Origin of the sequence: Gemmata algarum (assembly GCF_034097035.1) — a bacterium.
GTDB classification, from domain to species: Bacteria; Planctomycetota; Planctomycetia; order Gemmatales; family Gemmataceae; genus Gemmata; species Gemmata algarum.
Genome location: NZ_JAXBLV010000239.1, coordinates 1 through 19,023, shown reverse-complemented (window position 1 = coordinate 19,023; position 19,023 = coordinate 1). Strand labels below are relative to the sequence as shown.

Below are 19,023 nucleotides of genomic sequence, written 5' to 3'. Positions count from 1 at the left end.
GAAGGGGCGAGTAGTTTCGTGTTCATGAGAAGCACGAGAGGGGGTTGCCGAGGCTCGGAAGCCGAAAGTCGGGCTGCATCCGGCGCACGGCCCGTGAAATCGCGGCCAGCCTGCCCCGCATAACGCTGCCGCGCGTGTTCGCACCGGCGTGCCCACAGGAAAGCCTTAACAAAGGGCGCCGCGCCCAGGTATCCGTTGCCGCCTATTGTTTACGCCCGGGCCGAGCGCCGGCTGCGCCTTTTGACGGCCGTGCAGTTGCAACATGTCCGTTCACGTGCCAAGGTCACTCCAGAAGAGTCGCAAGTCGGCCGACTCGAAAACCTTAACTGAGGGGCTCATGCGAATCGTTCTGGGTTGCGCGGCGGCGCTGGCGGTGTGCGGGTGGGCGCGCGCAGACGACAAGGACGACAAGATCGACGCCAAACACTTGGTCGGCAAGTGGACAACCGAGAACAAGGAACTCGGCGCCAAGATGGTGGTGGACTTCGCGAAGAGCGGTAAGCTGACCATCACGGTGAAGGCGAAGGGCGAAAAAGACGTACAGATCAAGGGCACCTACAAGCTGACCGGGAACCAACTGGTCATGACGATGGAAGGCGGGGGCAAAGAGCACAAGGAAACGCTGACCGTTCTGGAACTGGACGAAGACGACCTTGTGACCAAGGACGCCAAGGGCAACAAGGACACTTATAAACGCGTTGAAGAGGACGACAAGTAAACCGTATACCGCCCGATGTGTTGACAACTCGCGAGCACATTCAGAGTGACCGGCGCCCGTTGCGATGCCGGTCACTTCGCATTTCTCGGGTTTGCGTGCCACCGCCACCCGGTGCCATTCAGACCGATTGTGCCGGGACCACTCGGCGCAGCACTGCGAAATGCGGCGACGGAACCGGTTCAAATCAATCCGCCGGGTTACTTTCGGATGGTGCGCAGGTTGATGGGCGGCACCAGGATAGACACGAATTCCTTCCCCTTCTTGCCGATCATCTCCCCGCAGTTGATGTACTTGAACAGGTTGCTCTTCACCTTGCCGCGCACCAGCTTGCGGAACCGTTGCAGGTCTTGTTCGATTTTCTGTCACACGGCGAATCGTGCCTCGGGGTTGTGTGGCGCCTCGGTTTCGGCGCGTGCCAGCGCGGCCGCGTACAGGAATCGTACCAGACGAACGGGAGCCGGGAGAAGCCAAACAGGTTGTCCGGTGAAGGGGCGGCGCGAAATCCGCCCGGAGACGGCGCCCCCTCAAACGGCCCGGCAGCGCCGGACTACCGTCGCGGGCCGTTGGTCGTCCGCGCCCGCGTCTCGCGCCGGCCCCGCAGGCCGGGAGCGAAGCCGGCCGCCAGATCACATCATCTCGCAAATCGATATCGCACATGCTGTTACGACTCCAGACCGTGCATTCCTGTGGCGGCGTCCGGCCGGGCTCACGTTCCACAACTGCGGATTGTGCGGGCGATTCGTGGGGAGCGGAACGGGTAGCGGATGGGTAGCGATCCGCCCGTTTTCCGCCCGCGGTTGTCCCGTCGGCCCCAAGTCCGGGGGCACTGTCCCCCCCCGTTACACCTCGAAGCCCGCGACGCCCGACGCGAGCCCGTCAACGAACGCCGCCCCCTATGGTACTGATGGCACGAATGGATAACGGGCACGCGCGCCGGTGACCGGCTCCGGGTCATCTTCAACCCAATTCCAATCGGTTCGAGTTGGTGCTGCGCTCCGGTGCCGACACGTCTCAACCGGATCGCGGAGGGATGAGACCACTAAACCGGACCGCCGCATCACTACGGCCGGGATCAGTCCAGCGCAACGACTTCTCCCTTGTCGGGAGTAACCGCACCCCAGAACGTCGCCTCACTGACGCTCTGACCGACGAACCGCACGCTCCCGTCGGCGAAACCGCACAAGATGCCGCCCGGCAGGGACGACTGCGGAATCTGCGGGTCGCACTGGTCCGGCGCCGGCCGAACTTGAAACGTGAGCGGCACACTCCCAACGGAAACCGAGCCGCCAGGACCGAACGAGGTCCGTGGCGAAACGTCCTGGAACATCGGCACGTCCGCGAACGCCGCCCGGCGCGTCATCGACGTGGACGGGCACGGGACGACTTGCCCCCTCGTACCCCCTGACGGGAATTCAAGGCACTGCGATGCGAGGTGCCACCAGTCGAACCGCGATGCCCCACAAAAGCCGTAGTGCTCGGTGGCAGCTATGGTTGATGCCAAGCCATCGGGCACAGACTCGGGCACGCGCCGACCCGAATACACGAGCGGGTTAAACGCGAGGCTCGTGGCCGTCTCCTGAATCGGCGGTTGGATGAGCCACGGCCTGGGCTCCGGTTCCGGAATCGGCAGGAGCAGTGATGGGTCCGAACGCAATCGAATCAGCTTCGGAGGGTGGCGGGAGTCTGCGCCCGCTTCGAGGTGGGGAGAAAGAGCACACACCACCGACACTGGCACGATCGGCCCGGGATTGCCGTTGACATTCGCCCACCGGTCGCCGCTGGTGCCCGCGTAGTTGTGGGAGGCGAGGAGCACCTGCTTGAACGCATTGGCATTTTCCATCCGCTGGGCAGCAGCACGCACCTTTTGGACGGCCGGTAGCAGGAGCCCCAACAGGACCGCCAGGATGCCGATCACAACGAGCACTTCGATCAGCGTGAACGCACGGCGCAACCGGAACGTCATCGTCATCCTTTACTCTCCCGCGCACGAACGGCCTCGCTCACCGGCTAGCGCGGGGTCGCCGTAAGTCCTGTGTTTCATGGCCCTGGCGGCGGACGTAAGTCCTGATTCTTCGTCGGCTCAAGGCCGTGAGAAACAGCACTTGCAGCGTCCCTGCGCTGTCGTACTAATCAATTGAAACGCACGTCGCAATAGCGGTCGGCCCCGCCATACTGGGGCAAGGCGTCGCAACGCCGCTTTCGGGGCAGCTCAGAAGTGAGTCCTGGCCCGGAGTGTGGTCCGCTCGCTCCGCGAGCGGTTGCAACCTCGTGCCGAGAGCGCGGGGTGTAGCGCTGCCAGTACCCGAAGCACCGCTCGCGGAGCGAGCGGACCACACTCCGGGCCACGACTCAGAAATGCAACGAGCCCCGGTGCCTTCTGAGGAAGGCACCGGGGCTCGTGTATTCGCGCCGCCGGGGAGTGGAAGGATGGGGGTGCCCTGAGCCGCACCCTCCAATGCTTATGGCTGCTGCTTCCGCCCTGACCAGGTTCACACCTTCAGGTCGGTCAGGCCCCCACCCATCCAAACCCCGGCAGCGGTGTCTCCAAGCCCAAAGTGACAGGTAAAAAGGCGGAACTCGCCGACACTTTGGCCTTTACCTTCGATTCGCCCTTATTTCTTCGGCTGGCCGCGGGCAAAAATGCTCGCGACGAAGTTCAACACGTCGGTGGCGCTAGACTCGTTATAGCCGTAGTTGCGAATGAGTCGAGACTTTACCACATCGATCTTTTCTTGGGTCGCCTTATCCACCACGTTCGAGACCAGCGAGCTGAGCTTGATCGAGTCCTTCTGGTCCTCGAACAGTTTGAGTTCGAGGGCCTTTTGCAGCCGCTCGTTGGTCTTATAGTCGAACTTCTTGCCGTCGATGGCCAGGGCGCCGATGTAGTTCATGATCTCCCGGCGGAAGTCGTCCTTGCGCCCCTCCGGGATGTCGATCTTCTCTTCCACCGACCGCATGAGGCGCTCGTCTGGCTCCTCGTAGTTCCCGGTGTAGCGGTTGCGCACCTTTTCCCGTTGGGTGTACGCGCGGACGTTGTCCATGTAGTTGCCGCACAGGCGGATGAGCGCGTCCTCGTCCGCGGCGATGGCTCGCTGGACCTCGTTCTTCACGATGTCCTCGTACTCCTCGCGCACCACCGAGAGCAGTTCCTTGTAGTGGCGGTACTGGTCCTCGTCCTTGATGAGCGAGTGGTTGCGGAGCCCCTCGTCCAGCTCCTTCATCACCATGAAGGGGTTGATGTTGTCCTCGGTCGGGTGGGCGACCAGCGCGTTCGAGATCTTGTCCTGAATGTACCGGGGGCTAATGCCGAGCATCCCCTCGTGGAGCGCGTCCCGCTTCAGCTCGATGACGTTGTCCTCGGTGAACCCGGGCAGCGTCTTGCCGTTGTACAGCTTCATCTTCTGGAGCACGCTCAGCGAGGCGTGCTTGGGCGGGTTCAGCCGCGTCAGCACCGCCCACATCGCCGCCACCTCGACCGTGTGCGGGGCGATGTGCTTGCCCCGCACCTTGTCCGAGTTGAAGTCCTTCTCGTAGATCTTCACCTCGTCCCGCAGGCGGGTGACGTAGGGGATGTCGATCTTCACCGTCCGGTCCCGCAGCGCCTCCATGAACTCGTTGTTCTGGAGCCGCTTGTACTCGGGCTCGTTGGTGTGGCCGAGGATCACCTCGTCGATGTCCGTCTGCGCGAACTTCTTCGGCTTGATCTTGTGCTCCTGGGACGCCCCCAGCAGGTCGTACAGGAACGCCACGTCCAGCTTCAGCACCTCGATGAACTCGACGATGCCGCGGTTGGCGATGTTCAGCTCGCCGTCGAAGTTGAACGCCCGCGGGTCCGAGTCCGACCCGTACTCCGCGATCTTGCGGTAGTTGATGTCCCCGGTCAGCTCGGTGCTGTCCTGGTTCTTCTCGTCCTTCGGCTGGAACGTGCCGATCCCGATCCGGTCCTTCTCAGAGAGCACCAGCCGGTACACGCGGATCTCGTTGGCGAGCATCTTGAGCCAGTCGCCGTCGTACTTGGCGAGCCGGTTCTTGTACTCGAACCGCGAGTACGGGCTGAGGTCGCCCTTGATCTTGATCTCGTACTGGTGCGGTTTCTTGGACTGGTCGTTGAGCATCGTGAGCACTTGGCCGCGGTGCTCCTCGGGGACGAGTTGCAGCGGCTCGCCGTGCATCGGGTCCTTGGTCCACCCGCTGCCGTCGGCGTTCTTCCAGGAGAAGCTGAACAGTTGGCCCGCGTCGGTGCGGCTGTACTCTTCCAGGCCGCGCTTGAGCAGCCGCGCGATGGTGCTCTTGGCGCTGCCGACCGGGCCGTGCAGCAGGATCACCCGGCGCTCGGTGCCGTAGCCCAGTGCGGCGCTCTTGAACGTGTTCACGAGCTGCATGAGCGAACGGTCGAGGCCGTAGATGCCGTCGCCGTGGCGGCTCGCGAAGTCGGTGAAGAACTTGTAGCGCGGGAGCTTGTCCTTGTTCTCGTACACGTCCTCGACGCCGTGCGACAGAATCATGTCGTACAACCGCTGGTACGCGGTGCGGGTGACGCCCGGGTGCTCCAGCACGATGTTGAGGTAGTCGGTGAACGACCCCTCCCAGTGCAACTTCTTGTACTCGGTGGTGTCGAGCTGGGTCCGCAAGGTATCCAGGATCGCCGTGGCTGTGGCCATGGGTGAAGTTAACCTCCGTGGGCTGGGCGGGGGGAGGCGCCCGCAGGCGCCGCCGGGAACCGCGCCAAAAAGCTGACACCGCTCGGCGGCGCCCCGGTTCGCAGCAAGGGGGCTCGCGCTCGGTTTCTGTGCCCGGTGCAACCCGGAGCGGTCGCGGAACCGTGGCGAGAACGGGAAAGGCCGCACCAGGGCGGCCCGGAGCCGTGAGGCTGGGCGAACGGCTCAGACCAGGGTAACCGGTCCCCCGCCCCCCCGCAATCCCGTACCCGGGCCGACGGCCCCAATTTGCCGCCCCATTCTACCGCAACGCCGTGTCCCCATCCAAGTAGTCAAGGGGCCTGCGCGCAACTCGGCTTGCGCGAATCGATCCGGTAACGTAGACTCCCGGACACGCCCGGCGAATAATGTCCGGGCACTCGGGTCCACGTCCACGTAAGGAGGCGTTGCTATGCGGAATCTGCTTGCGCTATTCGGGTTGGCGGTGCTCGGGTTCGGCGGGGTCGGCTGGTACATGGGCTGGTACAAGCTGAACGTCGCCAAGAACACCGACGGGAACCTCCAGATCACCGCGGATGTGGACACCAAGAAGGTGAGCACCGACTCGTCGGAGATCTTCAAGAACGTCGGCGCGGTGATCGGCAACCACGTCGATAAAGCCGCGCAGGACGCGAAGACCGCCGCGCCGCAAACCGCTCCCGGCGGCACCCCGGGTCCGGTGGTCGCCCCGACTCAAACGCCGAACATCAAACTGCCGGAACTCCCCGCAGTCCCGGGGACGGCGCCGGCGTTCCCGCCCGCCAGCAACCAGGGGCCGATCCCCTTGATCCCGCCCAAGCCGATGTGACCGTTGCACGAAAGCCGGATCGCGTCCGCTCAACCCGTTTGCGTCACGAAGCCCGAGCGAGGTGCGCTCGGGCTTTGACATTTTTACCCGCTCCGAACCACTTCAGTTGCGCCCCAGGTGCGAACCTCTGCCGGTCGCACCGCATCTAACGCCTTCGCCGGCGCGTTCCCACCGCCTCGCCGATTGACGCCCGTTCAGTTGACAGGTATACACGTCTTGCCGGGCGCGGCCCGCGCCGCGCTCCGAGCCCAACACCACCGAGGTCTCCCGCGATGGAGCTGATCGAGTCCAGGTCGATTTTTTCGCCCGCGACCGGGTTCATCCGCCGCGGCGGGTTCGAGTGGACCTGCAACCCTTATGTCGGATGCACGTTTGGATGTAGTTACTGTTATGCCGCCTTCCTGCCACAGAACCGCCGCCCCGCGAACGAATGGGGGAAGTGGATCACCGCCAAGAAGAACGCCGCGGCGCTCGCCGAGAAGCAGGCGCCGAAGGTGGCCGGGCAGCCGGTGTACCTGTCGAGCGTGACCGACCCGTACCAACCCGCCGAGCGGAGCCTGATGCTGACGCGCGGCATTCTGGAGGCGCTGCTCCCGCACCAGCCGCGGCTCACGATCCAGACCCGCGGCCCGCTCGTCGTGCGCGACATCGACGTGCTGAAGGGCTTCCGCTCGCTCCGCGTGAACGTGTCGATCCCGACCGACTCGGAGCGCGTGCGGCAGCAGTTCGAGCCCAAGGCGCCGCCGCTGGAGAGCCGCTGGGACGCGGTGCAGCAACTCAAGGACGCGGGCATCGGTGTCGGCGTGTGTGTGACCCCGACTTTGCCCATCGAGAACGTGGACACGTTCGCGCGGCGCATTGCGGACTTCAAACCCGATGTGGTGGTGTGTCAGGACTTCCACGACGCCGGCGGGCGGTTCGGTGCGGACACCGGCGCGACCGCGCGCGGGCTGCTCGCGGAAATCGGCTGGGGGCCGGCGGACTACCGCCGGTTCGTGAACCGCCTCCGGCACGGCGTGCGCGTGTTCGAGGGCGAAAGCGGCTTCTTCCCGCCGCCCGCGGCCGAGGCACCGGTTGCCGTCCCCGTTGCAAAACTATTTGATTAACCTGCGTGTCGCCCCGTTCGCGACGGAGGTACGATGCCCGCGCTGAAGCCGGTTGCGAAGTGGGTACTCGCTCTACTGTTCGTCGCGGCCGGGGTGAACCACTTCGTCAGCCCGGACTTTTACGTCAAGATCATGCCACCGTACCTGCCGTGGCACTACGAACTGGTGCTGGTCAGTGGCGTGTTCGAGATCCTCGGCGGGGTGGGGTTGCTGGTCCCCCGCCTCCAACGCGCCGCGGCGTGGGGGCTGATCGCTCTGCTGGTCGCGGTGTTCCCGGCCAACGTCCACATGGCACTGAACCCGGACGCGTTTCCGAACATCCCTCCGGCGGCGCTGTGGGCGCGGCTCCCGTTCCAGGCACTGCTTATCGCGTGGGCGTACTGGTTCACGCGCCGGTAACTGTTGGAGTCGCCAAATGCCTGATCGCGCCACCGTACTCGCCGCGCTCGCCGAATACGTCAACCGACCGACAACCGCGCACGACATCCGAACGGAGCCCGGAGAAATCTTCTCCGCCCCGCCCTTCCCCCAACTCGTCCGATTCCTTCCATCCCTCCTAACGAAAGAGGAGTGGGACACGTTCGTCCCGGAGATGGCCTCCCTGCTCCGCGCCGGCGACCCGTTTCGCGTGTCCGCGCTCGCGCTGAACTGCGGTTCGCTCGTGGAGCAAGGCGTCCCCGCGGCGCTCGTCGCGCCGCACCTCCTGGCCGCGCTGCCGCGGCACCTCGCGCTCGCCCGGCGGGCGGCGGGCGCCACATTTGACGCCGACCCAGACGCCCTCCGAGCCCGGAGCGGACTGACGTTCCTGCTGCTCGCGACGATGGCCGTCCTGTGTCGCGGCGCGGCGTTCCGACAGGCCGCACGGGCGAACCCGGACATCGTGGCCGGCGTGGAGTCTCTCCGCAAGGAACACCGCGAGGCCGACTTCGTCGCTCAGGTACTCGGTTTCGTGGACGGGGTCGAACTGCTCGTTCTGGTTCCGGACGAGGGCAAAGGGTTTCGGGTCGCACTGGAGGCCGTGAACACCAACGGGCACCTGTTCACACTTCTCCAGGCGGCGCTCCTGGGTGGCGGCCACCTCACGGGCGAAGCGATCGACGACGAAGTCGTCGCGGTCGCCACCGGCGAGTACCCTCACGAGCAGTTGCTGGTCGATCACGCCCGGTTCAATTTCGCCCCGTGGTTCGCGCCCCCCGGAGATGCCGTCAGTGCCCTCGCGGCCCTCCCGGTCGAAGGAAGCCCCAGCGACATTCCACAACTCGACGACCAGCGGATCATCGTTCTCGGTCCGCCGGTGCTCGGCTCGCGCTCGTGGGACAGTAACTTCTTCGCCAACATCCACGACGCGCTGCGCTCGCGAGTCACGGTCGTTGAAGTGCTGCCACGCGAGCGGGTAGCGGCGTGGCTCGACCGCATCAGCCGGGCCGCACGCTGAAGACAGCGAAAGTTCATACACCTCCAGAAACAGCCACGCGGCCCGGCGACCGAAGTAGAGCGTTCCTGCGGTGCGTACCAACTCCACAACCCCGATCGCGGTCGGATCTCTGATCGCCCTCGCGGCGCTGATCGGCGGGTTGTGGTGGCGCGAGCGCCCGGTCCCCAACGCTCCTACACAACCGCTAATCGTATACGCCGCCCCGACCAGCCGATTGCCGCTCGAAGTCATTGCGGCCGACTACGGGCGCGAAACCGGTCGGCAGGTCGAACTGCGCATCGGCCCGTCAGAAGACATCCTCACGAAAGTCCGGCTCCCCGCGCCCGGAGAGCCCGCCGACCTCTTCATTCCGGCCGATGACAGCTACATTCGCCAAGCGCGCGAACTCGGGCTCGTGACCGAATCCGCACGCATCGCACACATGCGCGCCGTCGTGCTGCTCACGAAAGACAATCCGAAGAACCTCGCGGAGTGGGCCGATCTGCTCCGCGACGGGGTAAAAGTCGCAGTTCCAAACCCCGGCGCAGCGGTCGGAAAGCTGACGCGCGAGCACCTCGCCGAAACCGGGCGCTGGGCGGCGCTCGCCCCCCGTGCGGTTGACACCGGCAGTGTCACAGAGGCCGCCAACGCCGCCCGCCTCGGAAGCGCCGACGCCGCGGTCGTGTGGGACGCGGTCGCCGCCGCGCCGGCCTACCGCGGCCAGCGCGTGCTGGCGCTTCCGGAACTCGCGCCGGTAACGGGGCGCGTCGAGGTCGCCCTTCTGTCGCAGTCGCGCGACCCGGAAGCCGCGCGAGCACTCATGAGTCACATCACCGATCCGAATCGCGGTCTGGTACGGTTCCGCGAGTTCGGGTTTCAGGTCGAAGAACAGGCGGGCGGAATCAGCTCCCGTTTGCGGAGGCCTCACCCGTGAGCCCTCCCCTTCCCGACCCGGTTCCGCGCTCGGACCGGATCTTCTACCTCGCGCTCGGGTTACTCGGTGGGTTGTATGTCGCGCTCATTGTGGCACTCCTCGCGGCCGACCTCACGCGCACCTCAACGGGCGACATCGGCCGGGCGTTCCGGTCGCCACAGATCCGCAGCGCCGTGGGGCTGAGCCTCCTGAGTTGCTCTGCGGCGGCGATCATTTCGGTGTGGGTCGGGGTGCCGCTCGGCTATCTGCTATCGCGTACCCGGTTCTGGGGCCGCGGCGCGGTCGACCTGCTCCTCGACGTGCCGATCTTGCTACCGCCGCTGGTCGTCGGGCTGAGCCTGCTCATTCTGTTCCAGACCGCACCGGGCGTGTGGTTCCAGACGCACGTTTTCGCGGTCACCTACGCGGTGCCGGGGGTGGTGCTGGCGCAGGCGGCGGTGTCCGCCGCATTCGCGGCGCGCGCGATGCGCACCACGTTCGATCAAATCGACCCGCGGGCGGAACAGATCGCCCTGACGCTCGGCTGCGGACGGGCGCAGGCGTTCTGGCGGGTGACGCTTCCCGAGGCCCGGCGCGGGGTGCTGGCGGCGTTCACCCTCGCCTGGGCGCGGGCGCTCGGCGAGTTCGGCCCGATCCTGGTGTTCTGTGGAGCCACCCGGATGCGGACCGAGGTGCTTTCGACGAGTGTGTTTCTGGAACTGAGCGTGGGGAACCTGGAAGCCGCACTCGCGGTGTCACTGCTGATGATCGCGGTCGCCGTCGGCGTACTCGCGCTCACCCGCGCGTTCGGCCTTCGCGTTTAAGGGGGGTGAAGAAGCGACCTTGAGTGGCGGACAACCGCCGCGTCACACCGGAACGGTGCGGGCGTATTCCGTCGCCATCAGCGGCGACGTGAGCAAGTGGTCGGCCGTCGCCTCGTTGCACGCGACCGGAATGTTCCACACCACCGCCACGCGAATGAGTGCCTTCACGTCGGGGTCGTGCGGCTGCGCTTCCAGCGGGTCCCAGAAGAAAATGAGCGCGTCGAGTTTCAGTTCCGCGATGAACGCACCGATCTGCTGATCGCCCCCGAGCGGGCCGGACAGGAACCGGTGAACCGGGAGCCCGAGTCTCTCGGCCACGAGTTTGCCCGTCGTGCCGGTGCCGAACAGTTCGTGCGCGACGAGCAGGTCGCGCCGGGCCGCCACCCAAGTCAGCAGTTCGGGCTTTTTGTTGTCGTGCGCAACGATCGCGATGCGCTTGCGGGCCGGGACGGTTACCGTGGGCATCCGACTGGCTCCGTGAGCGGGCGGGACGGGCGCGGGGCTATTGTTTATCGCGGGGCCGCTTCGCTCCGGTGGAGTCGAACGCTCGTTACTCTCCCAACAGTTGCTTCAGCACCGATGCGGGCGCTTCGGCGTAGCTGTGCGGCTCCATACTCATTGCTGCTCGGCCCTGACTCAAGCTCCGGACCTCGTTGGCGTATGTGAACAGTTCCGACAGCGGCACCGTCGCGACCACTTCTGCCATGTCGCCCGCCGAGCCGGTGTCCTGCGACTCGATCTGCGCCCGCCGCCGCGCCATGTCGCCGGTGATGTTGCCCACGAACGAAAGCGGGGTCGATACCGTCACCTTCATGATCGGTTCGAGCAACTGCACGTTCCCCTCGGTCGCCTGCCGGTAGGCACGGACGGCGGCGTTGATGAACGCGTCCTCGGTCGAGAGTTGCGGGTCGAACTTGGCGTCGATGATGCGCGCCTGGGCGTTCATCATCGGGTAACCCATTTCGCCGGTCTGGAGCAGGTCCGCCAGCGTTTTCTCGGCCGCCGCCAGGAACGCGATCGGCGTCGGGTTCTCGGCGGGCACCGCGTTGAACACCCCCACCGGTCTCTCGGTCTTGAAGTTGGTGAACGACACCTTCAGCTCCGCGAACGCGGGCTTGTCGCCGAGGCGATCCACCCGAATGTCGAGGGTGCGCGGGTCTTTGAGCATCTCGCGGTAGCTCACCCGCGGCTTGCCGGCGCGCACCTTCAGGCGGAAATCGCGTTCGAGCCGGTGCCGCTTCACTTCCAAGTGGAGCGTCCCCATCCCGCTCATCAGCGTCTGCCCGGTGTCCTTGTCGGCGCGGACTTTGAACGTCGGGTCTTCGAGTTGCAGCACCTCCAGCGCCAGCGCGAGCTTATCCTTGTCCCCGCCGCTCTCGGGTTCGATGGACTGGCTGACCACCGCCTCGGCGAACGTGATCGCCTCCAGCAGGATCGGGTGCGCGGTCTCGCAGAGCGTGTCACCGGTAACGGTGTCTTTCAGCCCGACGACGCACACGATGTCGCCCGCGGGGCCGGACTCCACCTCCTCGAGCCCGCGCGCCGGGTCGGCGTGAACGTGGAAGAGTTTCGCCACGTTCTCCTTCGCGTCCTTGCCCGGGTTGAACGCCCGCATGTTGGGCTTCATCATCCCGGAGTAGACCCGCACGAAGAACCGGTTCCCGCTCGGGTGCCACGCGGCCTTGAACACCAGTCCGCAGAACGGCTCCTTCGGGTCCGGCTTCCGCTTCTGCTCCTTCTTCCCCTTGGGGTCGGTACCCGTCACCGGCGGCCGATCGAAGGGGCTTGGCAGGTACAGGGTTACCGCGTCGAGCAGCGGCTGGATGCCGATGTGTTCGCGCCCGCTCCCGGCCAGAACGGGGTAAATCTTGCGCGCGAGGCACTGTTCGCGCACCAGTTGCCGCACCTTCACGGGATCGGGGTCTTTGCCGTCCAGCACGACCGAGGTGATCAGGTCCTTCTCGTCGTGGGCAGTGAGCGCGTCGAACAGCTTCTCGCGGTACTCCTGGGCCTCGAGCAGGCTGTCTTCGGGAATGTCGGCTACACGTACCGTTTTGCCCAGATCGCCAGCGTCGAAGAACTTCGCCTTCATCTCGATGAGGTCAATCACCCCGCCGAACGGCGTGCGGCTGTCCGCCGGCCCCCCGCTCCCGATGGGGATCACGATCGGGACCGGGCGCCCCTGCTCTTCAGGGTTCGGAGTGAGCCGGGAGTTGACCGACTCCAGGGTGCGCGCGAAGTTCGCCCCGACCACGTCCATCTTGTTGACAAACACGAGCCGCGGCACGCCGTACCGGTTCGCCTGCCGCCACACGGTTTCGGACTGTGCCTCCACGCCCTTCTGCCCGTCGAACACCACCACCGCGCCGTCGAGGACGCGGAGCGACCGCTCCACCTCGGCGGTGAAGTCCACGTGCCCGGGGGTGTCGATCAAGTTGATCGTGTGGCCGGCCCACTCGAACGGCACACACGCCGAGTAAATCGTGATCCCGCGCGCCTGCTCTTCCGGGTCGTAGTCGGTATCCGTCGTGCCCTCGTCCACGCCGCCGAGTTTGTGCTTGGCGGCGGCGTAGAACAGCAGGTGTTCGGTCGTGGTGGTTTTGCCAGCGTCGATGTGCGCGATGACCCCGAGGTTTCGGACGCGGGTCAGATCGAATCCCTTATCTTTGGCCATCGCAGCACCAGGGGGTCAGGTGTCAGGTCTCAGGGGTCAGTTTACAGGCTCCGCACTCTGGATCGGAACGCCGGCGAGCCAGCGCGGACGGGCGGACAAAAGGAAAGTGGTCAGTGGGCGGCGCCGAGTTCACGGCACCGCCCACTGACCACTGTTCGCTGATCGCGAATTTACCAGGCGAAGTGGCTGAACGCCTTGTTGGCTTCGGCCATCTTGATGGTCTGCTCGCGCTTCGCCATCGCTTCGCCCTGGCGCTGGTAGGCCGCCATCAGCTCTTCCGCGAGGCGCAGGTAGGTCGGGCGGCCGGACTTGGCGCGGATCGCGGCCAGCACCCAGCGGATCGCGAGGCTTTCGGCCCGCTTCGGCTTCACCTGCATCGGCACTTGGTAGTTCGCACCACCGACGCGCCGGGACCGCACTTCCAGCGTCGGCTTGATGTTGTTGAGCGCTTCGGTGAACACCTGGATCGGGTCGGCGTCCGGCATGCGCTTCTTGATCTGGTCGAGCGCGTCGTAGACGACCCGCGTCGCAACGGACTTCTTGCCGTCGCGCATCAGGCAGTTGATGAACTTGCTCAGGAAGAGGGACCCGTAGCGGGTGTCCGGAGCGAGCTTCGTGTAGCTGGCGGTACGAGTTTTGGAGCCCATTGTTCGTCAGTCTCAAGTCGTAAGGTCAAAAAGTCATAAAGTCGAGAACCGAAGGTTATCTCCGACTGTACGACCGGTTTGTGTCCCTGCCGTCTTCTGTCAGCCGCAAGCCACGAGTCGAAACGGAAGGCCGTAGTCACCAAGACCTGCGACCTTACGACTTTCAGACCTGAGACCGGCTTACTTGCCTTCCTTCTTGGCCCCGTACTTCGAACGGGCCTGTTTACGGTCGGTAACGCCCTGGGAGTCGAGCACACCGCGGACGATGTGGTAGCGGACGCCCGGCAGGTCGCGGACGCGGCCGCCACGCACGAGCACGATCGAGTGCTCTTGCAGGTTGTGGCCTTCGCCCGGGATATACGCCGTCACCTCGATGCCGTTCGACAAGCGGACACGGGCCACTTTACGCAGCGCCGAGTTCGGCTTCTTCGGGGTCATCGTCTTCACGACGGTGCAAACGCCACGCTTCTGCGGGCACCCTTGCATGGCGGGGTGCTTGGGCTTGGAGCGCTGCGGAACCCGGGGGCTTTTGATCAGTTGGTTAATCGTCGGCATTTGCAAATCCTGTTCAACCGTCGGCGCCGGCCGAACGGGAAATAGTATGTTAGTGGCTCGACCTCAACCGGGAAGAGCGCCCTCAGAAAAAGAGGGCGGAGGTCGGACGGCAGCCGTGCTCGCGCACCCCGACGGCCGTCCGCCCCCTGGCCCCCATTAGCCGGCGGTCACGTCCGGGGCCACCTCTTCGACCGGGGCCGCGCGGCCCTCGGCGCCCGGAACGTTGACCTTCACCTCGGCCTCCTGGTGCGTCTTGAACCCGGTCCCGGCCGGGATCAGGTGCCCGAGGATCACGTTCTCCTTCAGGCCGACGAGGTAGTCCACCTTGCTGGCAAGGGCCGCCTCGGTGAGCACCTTGGTCGTCTCCTGGAAGCTCGCGGCGCTGATGAAGCTGTCCGACTGGACGGCCGCCTTCGTGATCCCGAGGAGCTGCACCTCGCACGAGGCCGGCTCCGGCACCACGAACGTCGGCTGCTTCTTCTTCTTGTCCTTCTCGATGACGGCGCGCTCCTCCTCGAACGCCTCGCGGCTGTACACCTTCCCCTCGATGAGCTCGGTGTCGCCCTTGTTCACCACCCGCACGCACTCGTCGGTGAGCCGGCGGTTCACCTCCTGGAACGCGAACTTGTCCATCACCACGCCCGGCAGCAGCCCGGTGTCGCCGGTGAGCGTCACCTTCACCTTGCGGAGCATCTGCGCGACGATGATCTCGATGTGCTTGTCGTCGATGTCCACGCGCTGCGAGCGGTACACCGACTGCACCTCGCGCACCAGGTACTCCTGCACCTCCTGCTCGCCGCGGATCTTCAGGATGTCGTGCGGCACCAGCGGGCCGTGGACCAGCGGGTCGCCCTCGGTCACGTACTCGCCCTGGTGGACCCGGATGTGGGCGCTGGCCGGGACCAAGTGCTCGCGGGCCTCGCCGAGCGACTTGCCGTCCTCGGTCTCCTTGATCACCTCGATGATCCGCTTGCCGCGCTTCCGGGTCGGGTCGATGCGGACCCGGCCGGGCACCTCGGCCATGACCGCCGGGTTGCGCGGCCGCCGGGCCTCGAACAGTTCGGTCACGCGCGGCAGACCGCCGGTGATGTCCTGGGTCTGCGACACCTCGCGGGGGGTCTTCGCGAGCAGCGCCCCGGCCGACACCTTCTGGCCGTTGACGACCTGGAGGTTGGCGCGCTCGTGGATGTAGTACACCCGGTCGTCCTTGCCCCGCCCGGTCTCGATCACGATCTGCGGGTGCAGGTCGCCCTTGTGCTCCATGATGGTGAACCGCTCGACCCCGGTGGCCCGGTCGGTCTCGCGGCGCACCGTCTTGCCCTCGATGATGTCCTTGAACCGGACGGTGCCGCCGTCCTCGGCGATGAGCGGCACCGAGTGCGGGTCCCACTTGACCAGCCCGGTCCCCTGCTGCACCTCCTGGCCCTCGGCCACCAGCAGCTCGGCCCCGTGCGGCACCCCGTACCGCTCGGCGATGTCCTTGCCGCGGAGGATCAGCACCTCGCCGGTGCGCGGCGCCAGCGCGATGCTCTGGCCCTGGTCGTTGACGACCACCGTGATCCGCTCGAGCTGGACGATCCCGCCCTTCTTGGCCTTGTGCTCGTTGTCGCCCACGTTCCCGCGGCTCTGCGCGGCGCCGCCGATGTGGAACGTGCGCATCGTGAGCTGGGTGCCCGGCTCGCCGATCGACTGCGCGGCGATGATCCCGACCGCCATCCCGTCCTCGACGATGGAGCCGGTCGCGAGGTCCATCCCGTAGCACAGCCGGCACACGCCCAGCGGGGCCTGGCACGTCATCGGGCTGCGCACCGAGATCTTGTCGATCCCGAGCTTCTCCAGCTCCTTCGCCTTGCCCGGGGTGATCATCTCGTTCTCGGCCAGGATCACCTCGCCGGTGGTCGGGTGGGCGATCTCGCTGCGGCTGACGCGGCCGCGGATCGCGTCCGACAGCGAGCGGTCCACCTCGTCGCCCTTGTACATCACCCCCTTGCTGATGCCCTGCGTGGTGCCGCAGTCGTGCATCGTGATGACCACGTTCTGCGCCACGTCGGCCAGCTTACGGGTGAGGTAGCCGGAGTCCGCGGTCTTGAGCGCGGTGTCGGCCAGGCCCTTCCGCGCGCCGTGGGTGCTGGAGAAGTACTCCAGCACCGTCAGCCCCTCGCGGAAGTTCGACTTGATGGGCGTCTCGATGATCGCCCCGCTCGGCTTCGCCATCAGCCCGCGCATCCCGGCGAGCTGGCGGATCTGCTCGATGCCGCCGCGGGCGCCCGAGTGGGCCATCAGGTAGATCGGGTTCAGGTACGGCACCTCCCGCCCGGTCACCTGGTCCTTGCGGCGGTCGTCGCGGAGGTCCGTCATCATCCGCTTGGTGATGAGGTCGCGGGCCTCCATCCACAGGTCGATCACCTTGTTGTACCGCTCGGTCTCGGTGATGATCCCGCGGTCGAAGTTGCGCCGCACCTTGTCGACCTCTTTGTCCTTCTCCTTGAGCACGCCCTCCTTGTTGTCGGGCGTCCGCAGGTCGCTGGCGGCGAAGCTCAGGCCCGAGCGGGTGGCGTGCCGGAACCCGGTCTCTTTCATCCGGTCCAGCAGCGCGATGGTCTCGCGCCGGCCCAGCACCTGGTAGCAGTCCGCGATGATGCGGCTGAGGTGCTTGCTGGACAGCGGCAGGTCGTAGAACGCCATCTTCGGGTGCAGGATGTCGTTGAAGATCACCCGCCCGACGGTGGTGCGCACCAGCCCGTTGGCCTTCCGCGGCAGCTCCTCCGCGCGCGGGTTGCCCTTCTCGTCCTTGACCTCCGAGATCACCTTCTTCTCGATCGGCAGCCGCACCCGGATCTTGGCGTGGTACCCGAGCTTCGACTCGGCGTGCGCGCGGAACAGCTCGATCGGGCTGTGGAACACCATCCCGTCGCCCGCCTCGACCGCCTCGTCCTCGTTGCCGCGGGACGCCGTGAGGTAGTAGCACCCCATCACGATGTCCTGCGACGGCGTGATGATCGGGTTGCCGTTCGCGGGGCTGAAGATGTTGTTGGTGGACATCATCAGCACCGTGGCCTCCACCTGCGCCTCGATCGAGAGCGGCAGGTGGACGGCCATCTGGTCGCCGTCGAAGTCGGCGTTGAAGCCCTTACACACGAGCGGGTGGATGCGGATCGCGTTGCCCTCGATCAGCACCGGCTCGAACGCCTGGATGCCCATCCGGTGCAGCGTCGGCGCCCGGTTCAGCATGACCGGGTGGCTGCGGGTCACCTCCTCGAGGATGTCCCACACCACGTCGTCCTTGCGCTCCAGCATCTTCTTGGCCGACTTGATGGTGTCGGCGTGGTTCAGCTCCTTGAGCCGGCGGATGATGAACGGCTGGAACAGCTCGAGCGCGATCTTCTTCGGTAGCCCGCACTGGTGCAGCTTCAGCTCCGGGCCGACCACGATCACGGACCGCGCCGAGTAGTCGACGCGCTTGCCGAGCAGGTTCTCGCGGAACCGCCCCTGCTTGCCCTTGATCATGTCCGTCAGCGACTTCAGCGGCCGGTTGCTGCTGCCGAGCACGGGGCGCTTGCACCGGTTGTTGTCGAACAGCGCGTCGACGGACTGCTGGAGCATCCGCTTCTCGTTGCGGATGATCACCTCCGGCGCGTTGAGGTCCACCAGCTTCTTGAGCCGGTTGTTGCGGTTGATGATGCGCCGGTACAGGTCGTTCAGGTCGGAGGTCGCGAAGTTGCCGCTGTCGAGCAGCACGAGCGGGCGCAGGTCCGGCGGGATCACCGGGATGCACTCCAGCACCATCCACTCGCACTTGTTGCTGCTGTCGCGGAGCGCCTCGACCGTTTTGAGCCGCTTGACCAGCTCCTTCTCGCGCTGCTTCGACTTCTTCTCGCCGCGGGCCACCTCCTTGCTGAGCTTCTCGCGCAGCTCCTTGGAGAGGTCCACGAGGTTGAGGTTCTCCAGCAGCTTGCGGATGGCCTCGGCGCCCATGTCCACTTCGAACGCGTCGCCCAGCTCGGCCCGCTTCTCCTTGTACTTCTCCTCGTCGAGGAGCTCGCGCTCCTTGAGCTTGGTGACCTCCGGGTCGCCCGGGTTGATGACCACGTAGTCCTGGAAGTAGATGATCTTTTCCAGGGCGGTGGTCTTCATGTCCAGCAGCGTGCCCAGGCGGGACGGCATGGCCTTGAAGAACCAGATGTGGACCACCTGCGCGGCCAGCTCGATGTGGCCCATCCGCTTGCGGCGGACCCGCGAGTGCGCCACCTTCACGCCGCACCGGTCGCAGATCATCCCCTTGTACTTCATCCCGCGGTACTTGCCGCAGGAGCACTCCCAGTCCTTCTCCGGCCCGAAGATCTTCTCGCAGAACAGCCCGTCCTTTTCCGGGCGGTAGGTGCGGTAGTTGATGGTCTCGGGCTTCTTCACCTCGCCGTGCGACCACGAGTGGATGTCCTGCGGGCTGGCGAGCGAGATGCGCACCGCCCCGAAGTCGTTGATCCGCTCGTAGCTGGTGCCCTCGGAGGCGTCGGCGGCGGGGGCGGTCTTGCTGTTAGGGGCGGTGCTCATGGTTCACCTTGTATTTCAAAGTCCAGATTTATGATTGGCGATTTCACGGCGGATTGTCGGGGGCGCCCCCCCCCGCGGGGGCGGGGGGGGGGGGGGGCCGCCGGGGGGGGCGGCCC

The 19,023-nt window shown here is 65.9% G+C and carries 14 protein-coding genes and 1 other RNA gene; 7 read left to right on the top strand and 8 right to left on the bottom strand.

Features of this window, described 5'->3' with window-relative positions; all coding sequences use genetic code 11:
• Positions 1-337: 337 nt before the first annotated feature.
• Positions 338-718: a TIGR03066 family protein gene (locus tag R5W23_RS30455; protein ID WP_261186523.1), complete on the top strand. Its 381-nt coding sequence runs from the start codon at positions 338-340 to the stop codon at positions 716-718.
• Between the two features lie 1,072 nt (positions 719-1,790).
• On the opposite strand, the gene R5W23_RS30450 is transcribed toward R5W23_RS30455, so the two are convergent.
• From R5W23_RS30450 to R5W23_RS30440, 3 genes are all read right to left on the bottom strand, one after another.
• Positions 1,791-2,687 (bottom strand): type II secretion system protein, encoded by an 897-nt coding sequence (locus tag R5W23_RS30450; RefSeq protein WP_320689637.1) that lies wholly within the window; start codon positions 2,685-2,687, stop codon positions 1,791-1,793.
• A gap of 454 nt (positions 2,688-3,141) precedes the next feature.
• Positions 3,142-3,237, bottom strand: an RNA gene (gene ffs, locus R5W23_RS30445) — signal recognition particle sRNA small type.
• A 93-nt stretch (positions 3,238-3,330) separates the two neighbouring features.
• The gene (locus tag R5W23_RS30440; protein ID WP_320689636.1) at positions 3,331-5,379 is read right to left on the bottom strand and encodes a PrkA family serine protein kinase; all 2,049 of its coding nucleotides are present in this window, start codon (positions 5,377-5,379) and stop codon (positions 3,331-3,333) included.
• A gap of 448 nt (positions 5,380-5,827) precedes the next feature.
• Between R5W23_RS30440 and R5W23_RS30435 the strand changes: the two genes are divergently transcribed.
• From R5W23_RS30435 to R5W23_RS30410, 6 genes are all read left to right on the top strand, one after another.
• Positions 5,828-6,223, top strand: a complete 396-nt coding sequence (locus tag R5W23_RS30435) for a hypothetical protein (RefSeq protein ID WP_320689635.1) — start codon at positions 5,828-5,830, stop codon at positions 6,221-6,223.
• Between the two features lie 272 nt (positions 6,224-6,495).
• Positions 6,496-7,329, top strand: a complete 834-nt coding sequence (locus tag R5W23_RS30430) for an SPL family radical SAM protein (protein ID WP_320689634.1) — start codon at positions 6,496-6,498, stop codon at positions 7,327-7,329.
• Positions 7,330-7,362: 33 nt separating this feature from the next.
• Positions 7,363-7,728: a DoxX family protein gene (locus R5W23_RS30425; protein ID WP_261186530.1), complete on the top strand. Its 366-nt coding sequence runs from the start codon at positions 7,363-7,365 to the stop codon at positions 7,726-7,728.
• A 16-nt stretch (positions 7,729-7,744) separates the two neighbouring features.
• A complete protein-coding gene (locus tag R5W23_RS30420; RefSeq protein WP_320689633.1) occupies positions 7,745-8,764 on the top strand; it encodes a hypothetical protein in 1,020 nt (339 codons plus the stop codon).
• A gap of 70 nt (positions 8,765-8,834) precedes the next feature.
• Positions 8,835-9,677, top strand: coding sequence for a molybdate ABC transporter substrate-binding protein (gene modA, locus R5W23_RS30415; protein ID WP_320689632.1), 843 nt, complete (start codon positions 8,835-8,837; stop codon positions 9,675-9,677).
• A complete protein-coding gene (locus R5W23_RS30410) occupies positions 9,674-10,480 on the top strand; it encodes an ABC transporter permease (RefSeq protein WP_320689631.1) in 807 nt (268 codons plus the stop codon). The genes modA and R5W23_RS30410 overlap by 4 nt, the downstream gene beginning before the upstream one ends.
• 42 nt (positions 10,481-10,522) lie before the next feature.
• Here the strand turns inward: R5W23_RS30410 and R5W23_RS30405 are convergent, their stop codons facing one another.
• The 5 genes from R5W23_RS30405 to rpoC form a co-directional block, all read right to left on the bottom strand.
• Complete coding sequence (locus R5W23_RS30405; RefSeq protein ID WP_320689630.1) at positions 10,523-10,945, bottom strand: methylglyoxal synthase; 423 nt, start codon at positions 10,943-10,945, stop codon at positions 10,523-10,525.
• Between the two features lie 85 nt (positions 10,946-11,030).
• Positions 11,031-13,154, bottom strand: coding sequence for an elongation factor G (locus tag R5W23_RS30400; RefSeq protein ID WP_320689629.1), 2,124 nt, complete (start codon positions 13,152-13,154; stop codon positions 11,031-11,033).
• A gap of 170 nt (positions 13,155-13,324) precedes the next feature.
• Positions 13,325-13,801: a 30S ribosomal protein S7 gene (rpsG, locus tag R5W23_RS30395; protein WP_261186538.1), complete on the bottom strand. Its 477-nt coding sequence runs from the start codon at positions 13,799-13,801 to the stop codon at positions 13,325-13,327.
• A 180-nt stretch (positions 13,802-13,981) separates the two neighbouring features.
• A complete protein-coding gene (gene rpsL / locus R5W23_RS30390) occupies positions 13,982-14,356 on the bottom strand; it encodes a 30S ribosomal protein S12 (protein WP_010040267.1) in 375 nt (124 codons plus the stop codon).
• 156 nt (positions 14,357-14,512) lie between these two features.
• Entirely contained in the window at positions 14,513-18,907 is a 4,395-nt protein-coding gene (gene rpoC / locus R5W23_RS30385) for a DNA-directed RNA polymerase subunit beta' (RefSeq protein ID WP_261186539.1), read from the bottom strand.
• Between the last annotated feature and the right edge of the window lie 116 nt (positions 18,908-19,023).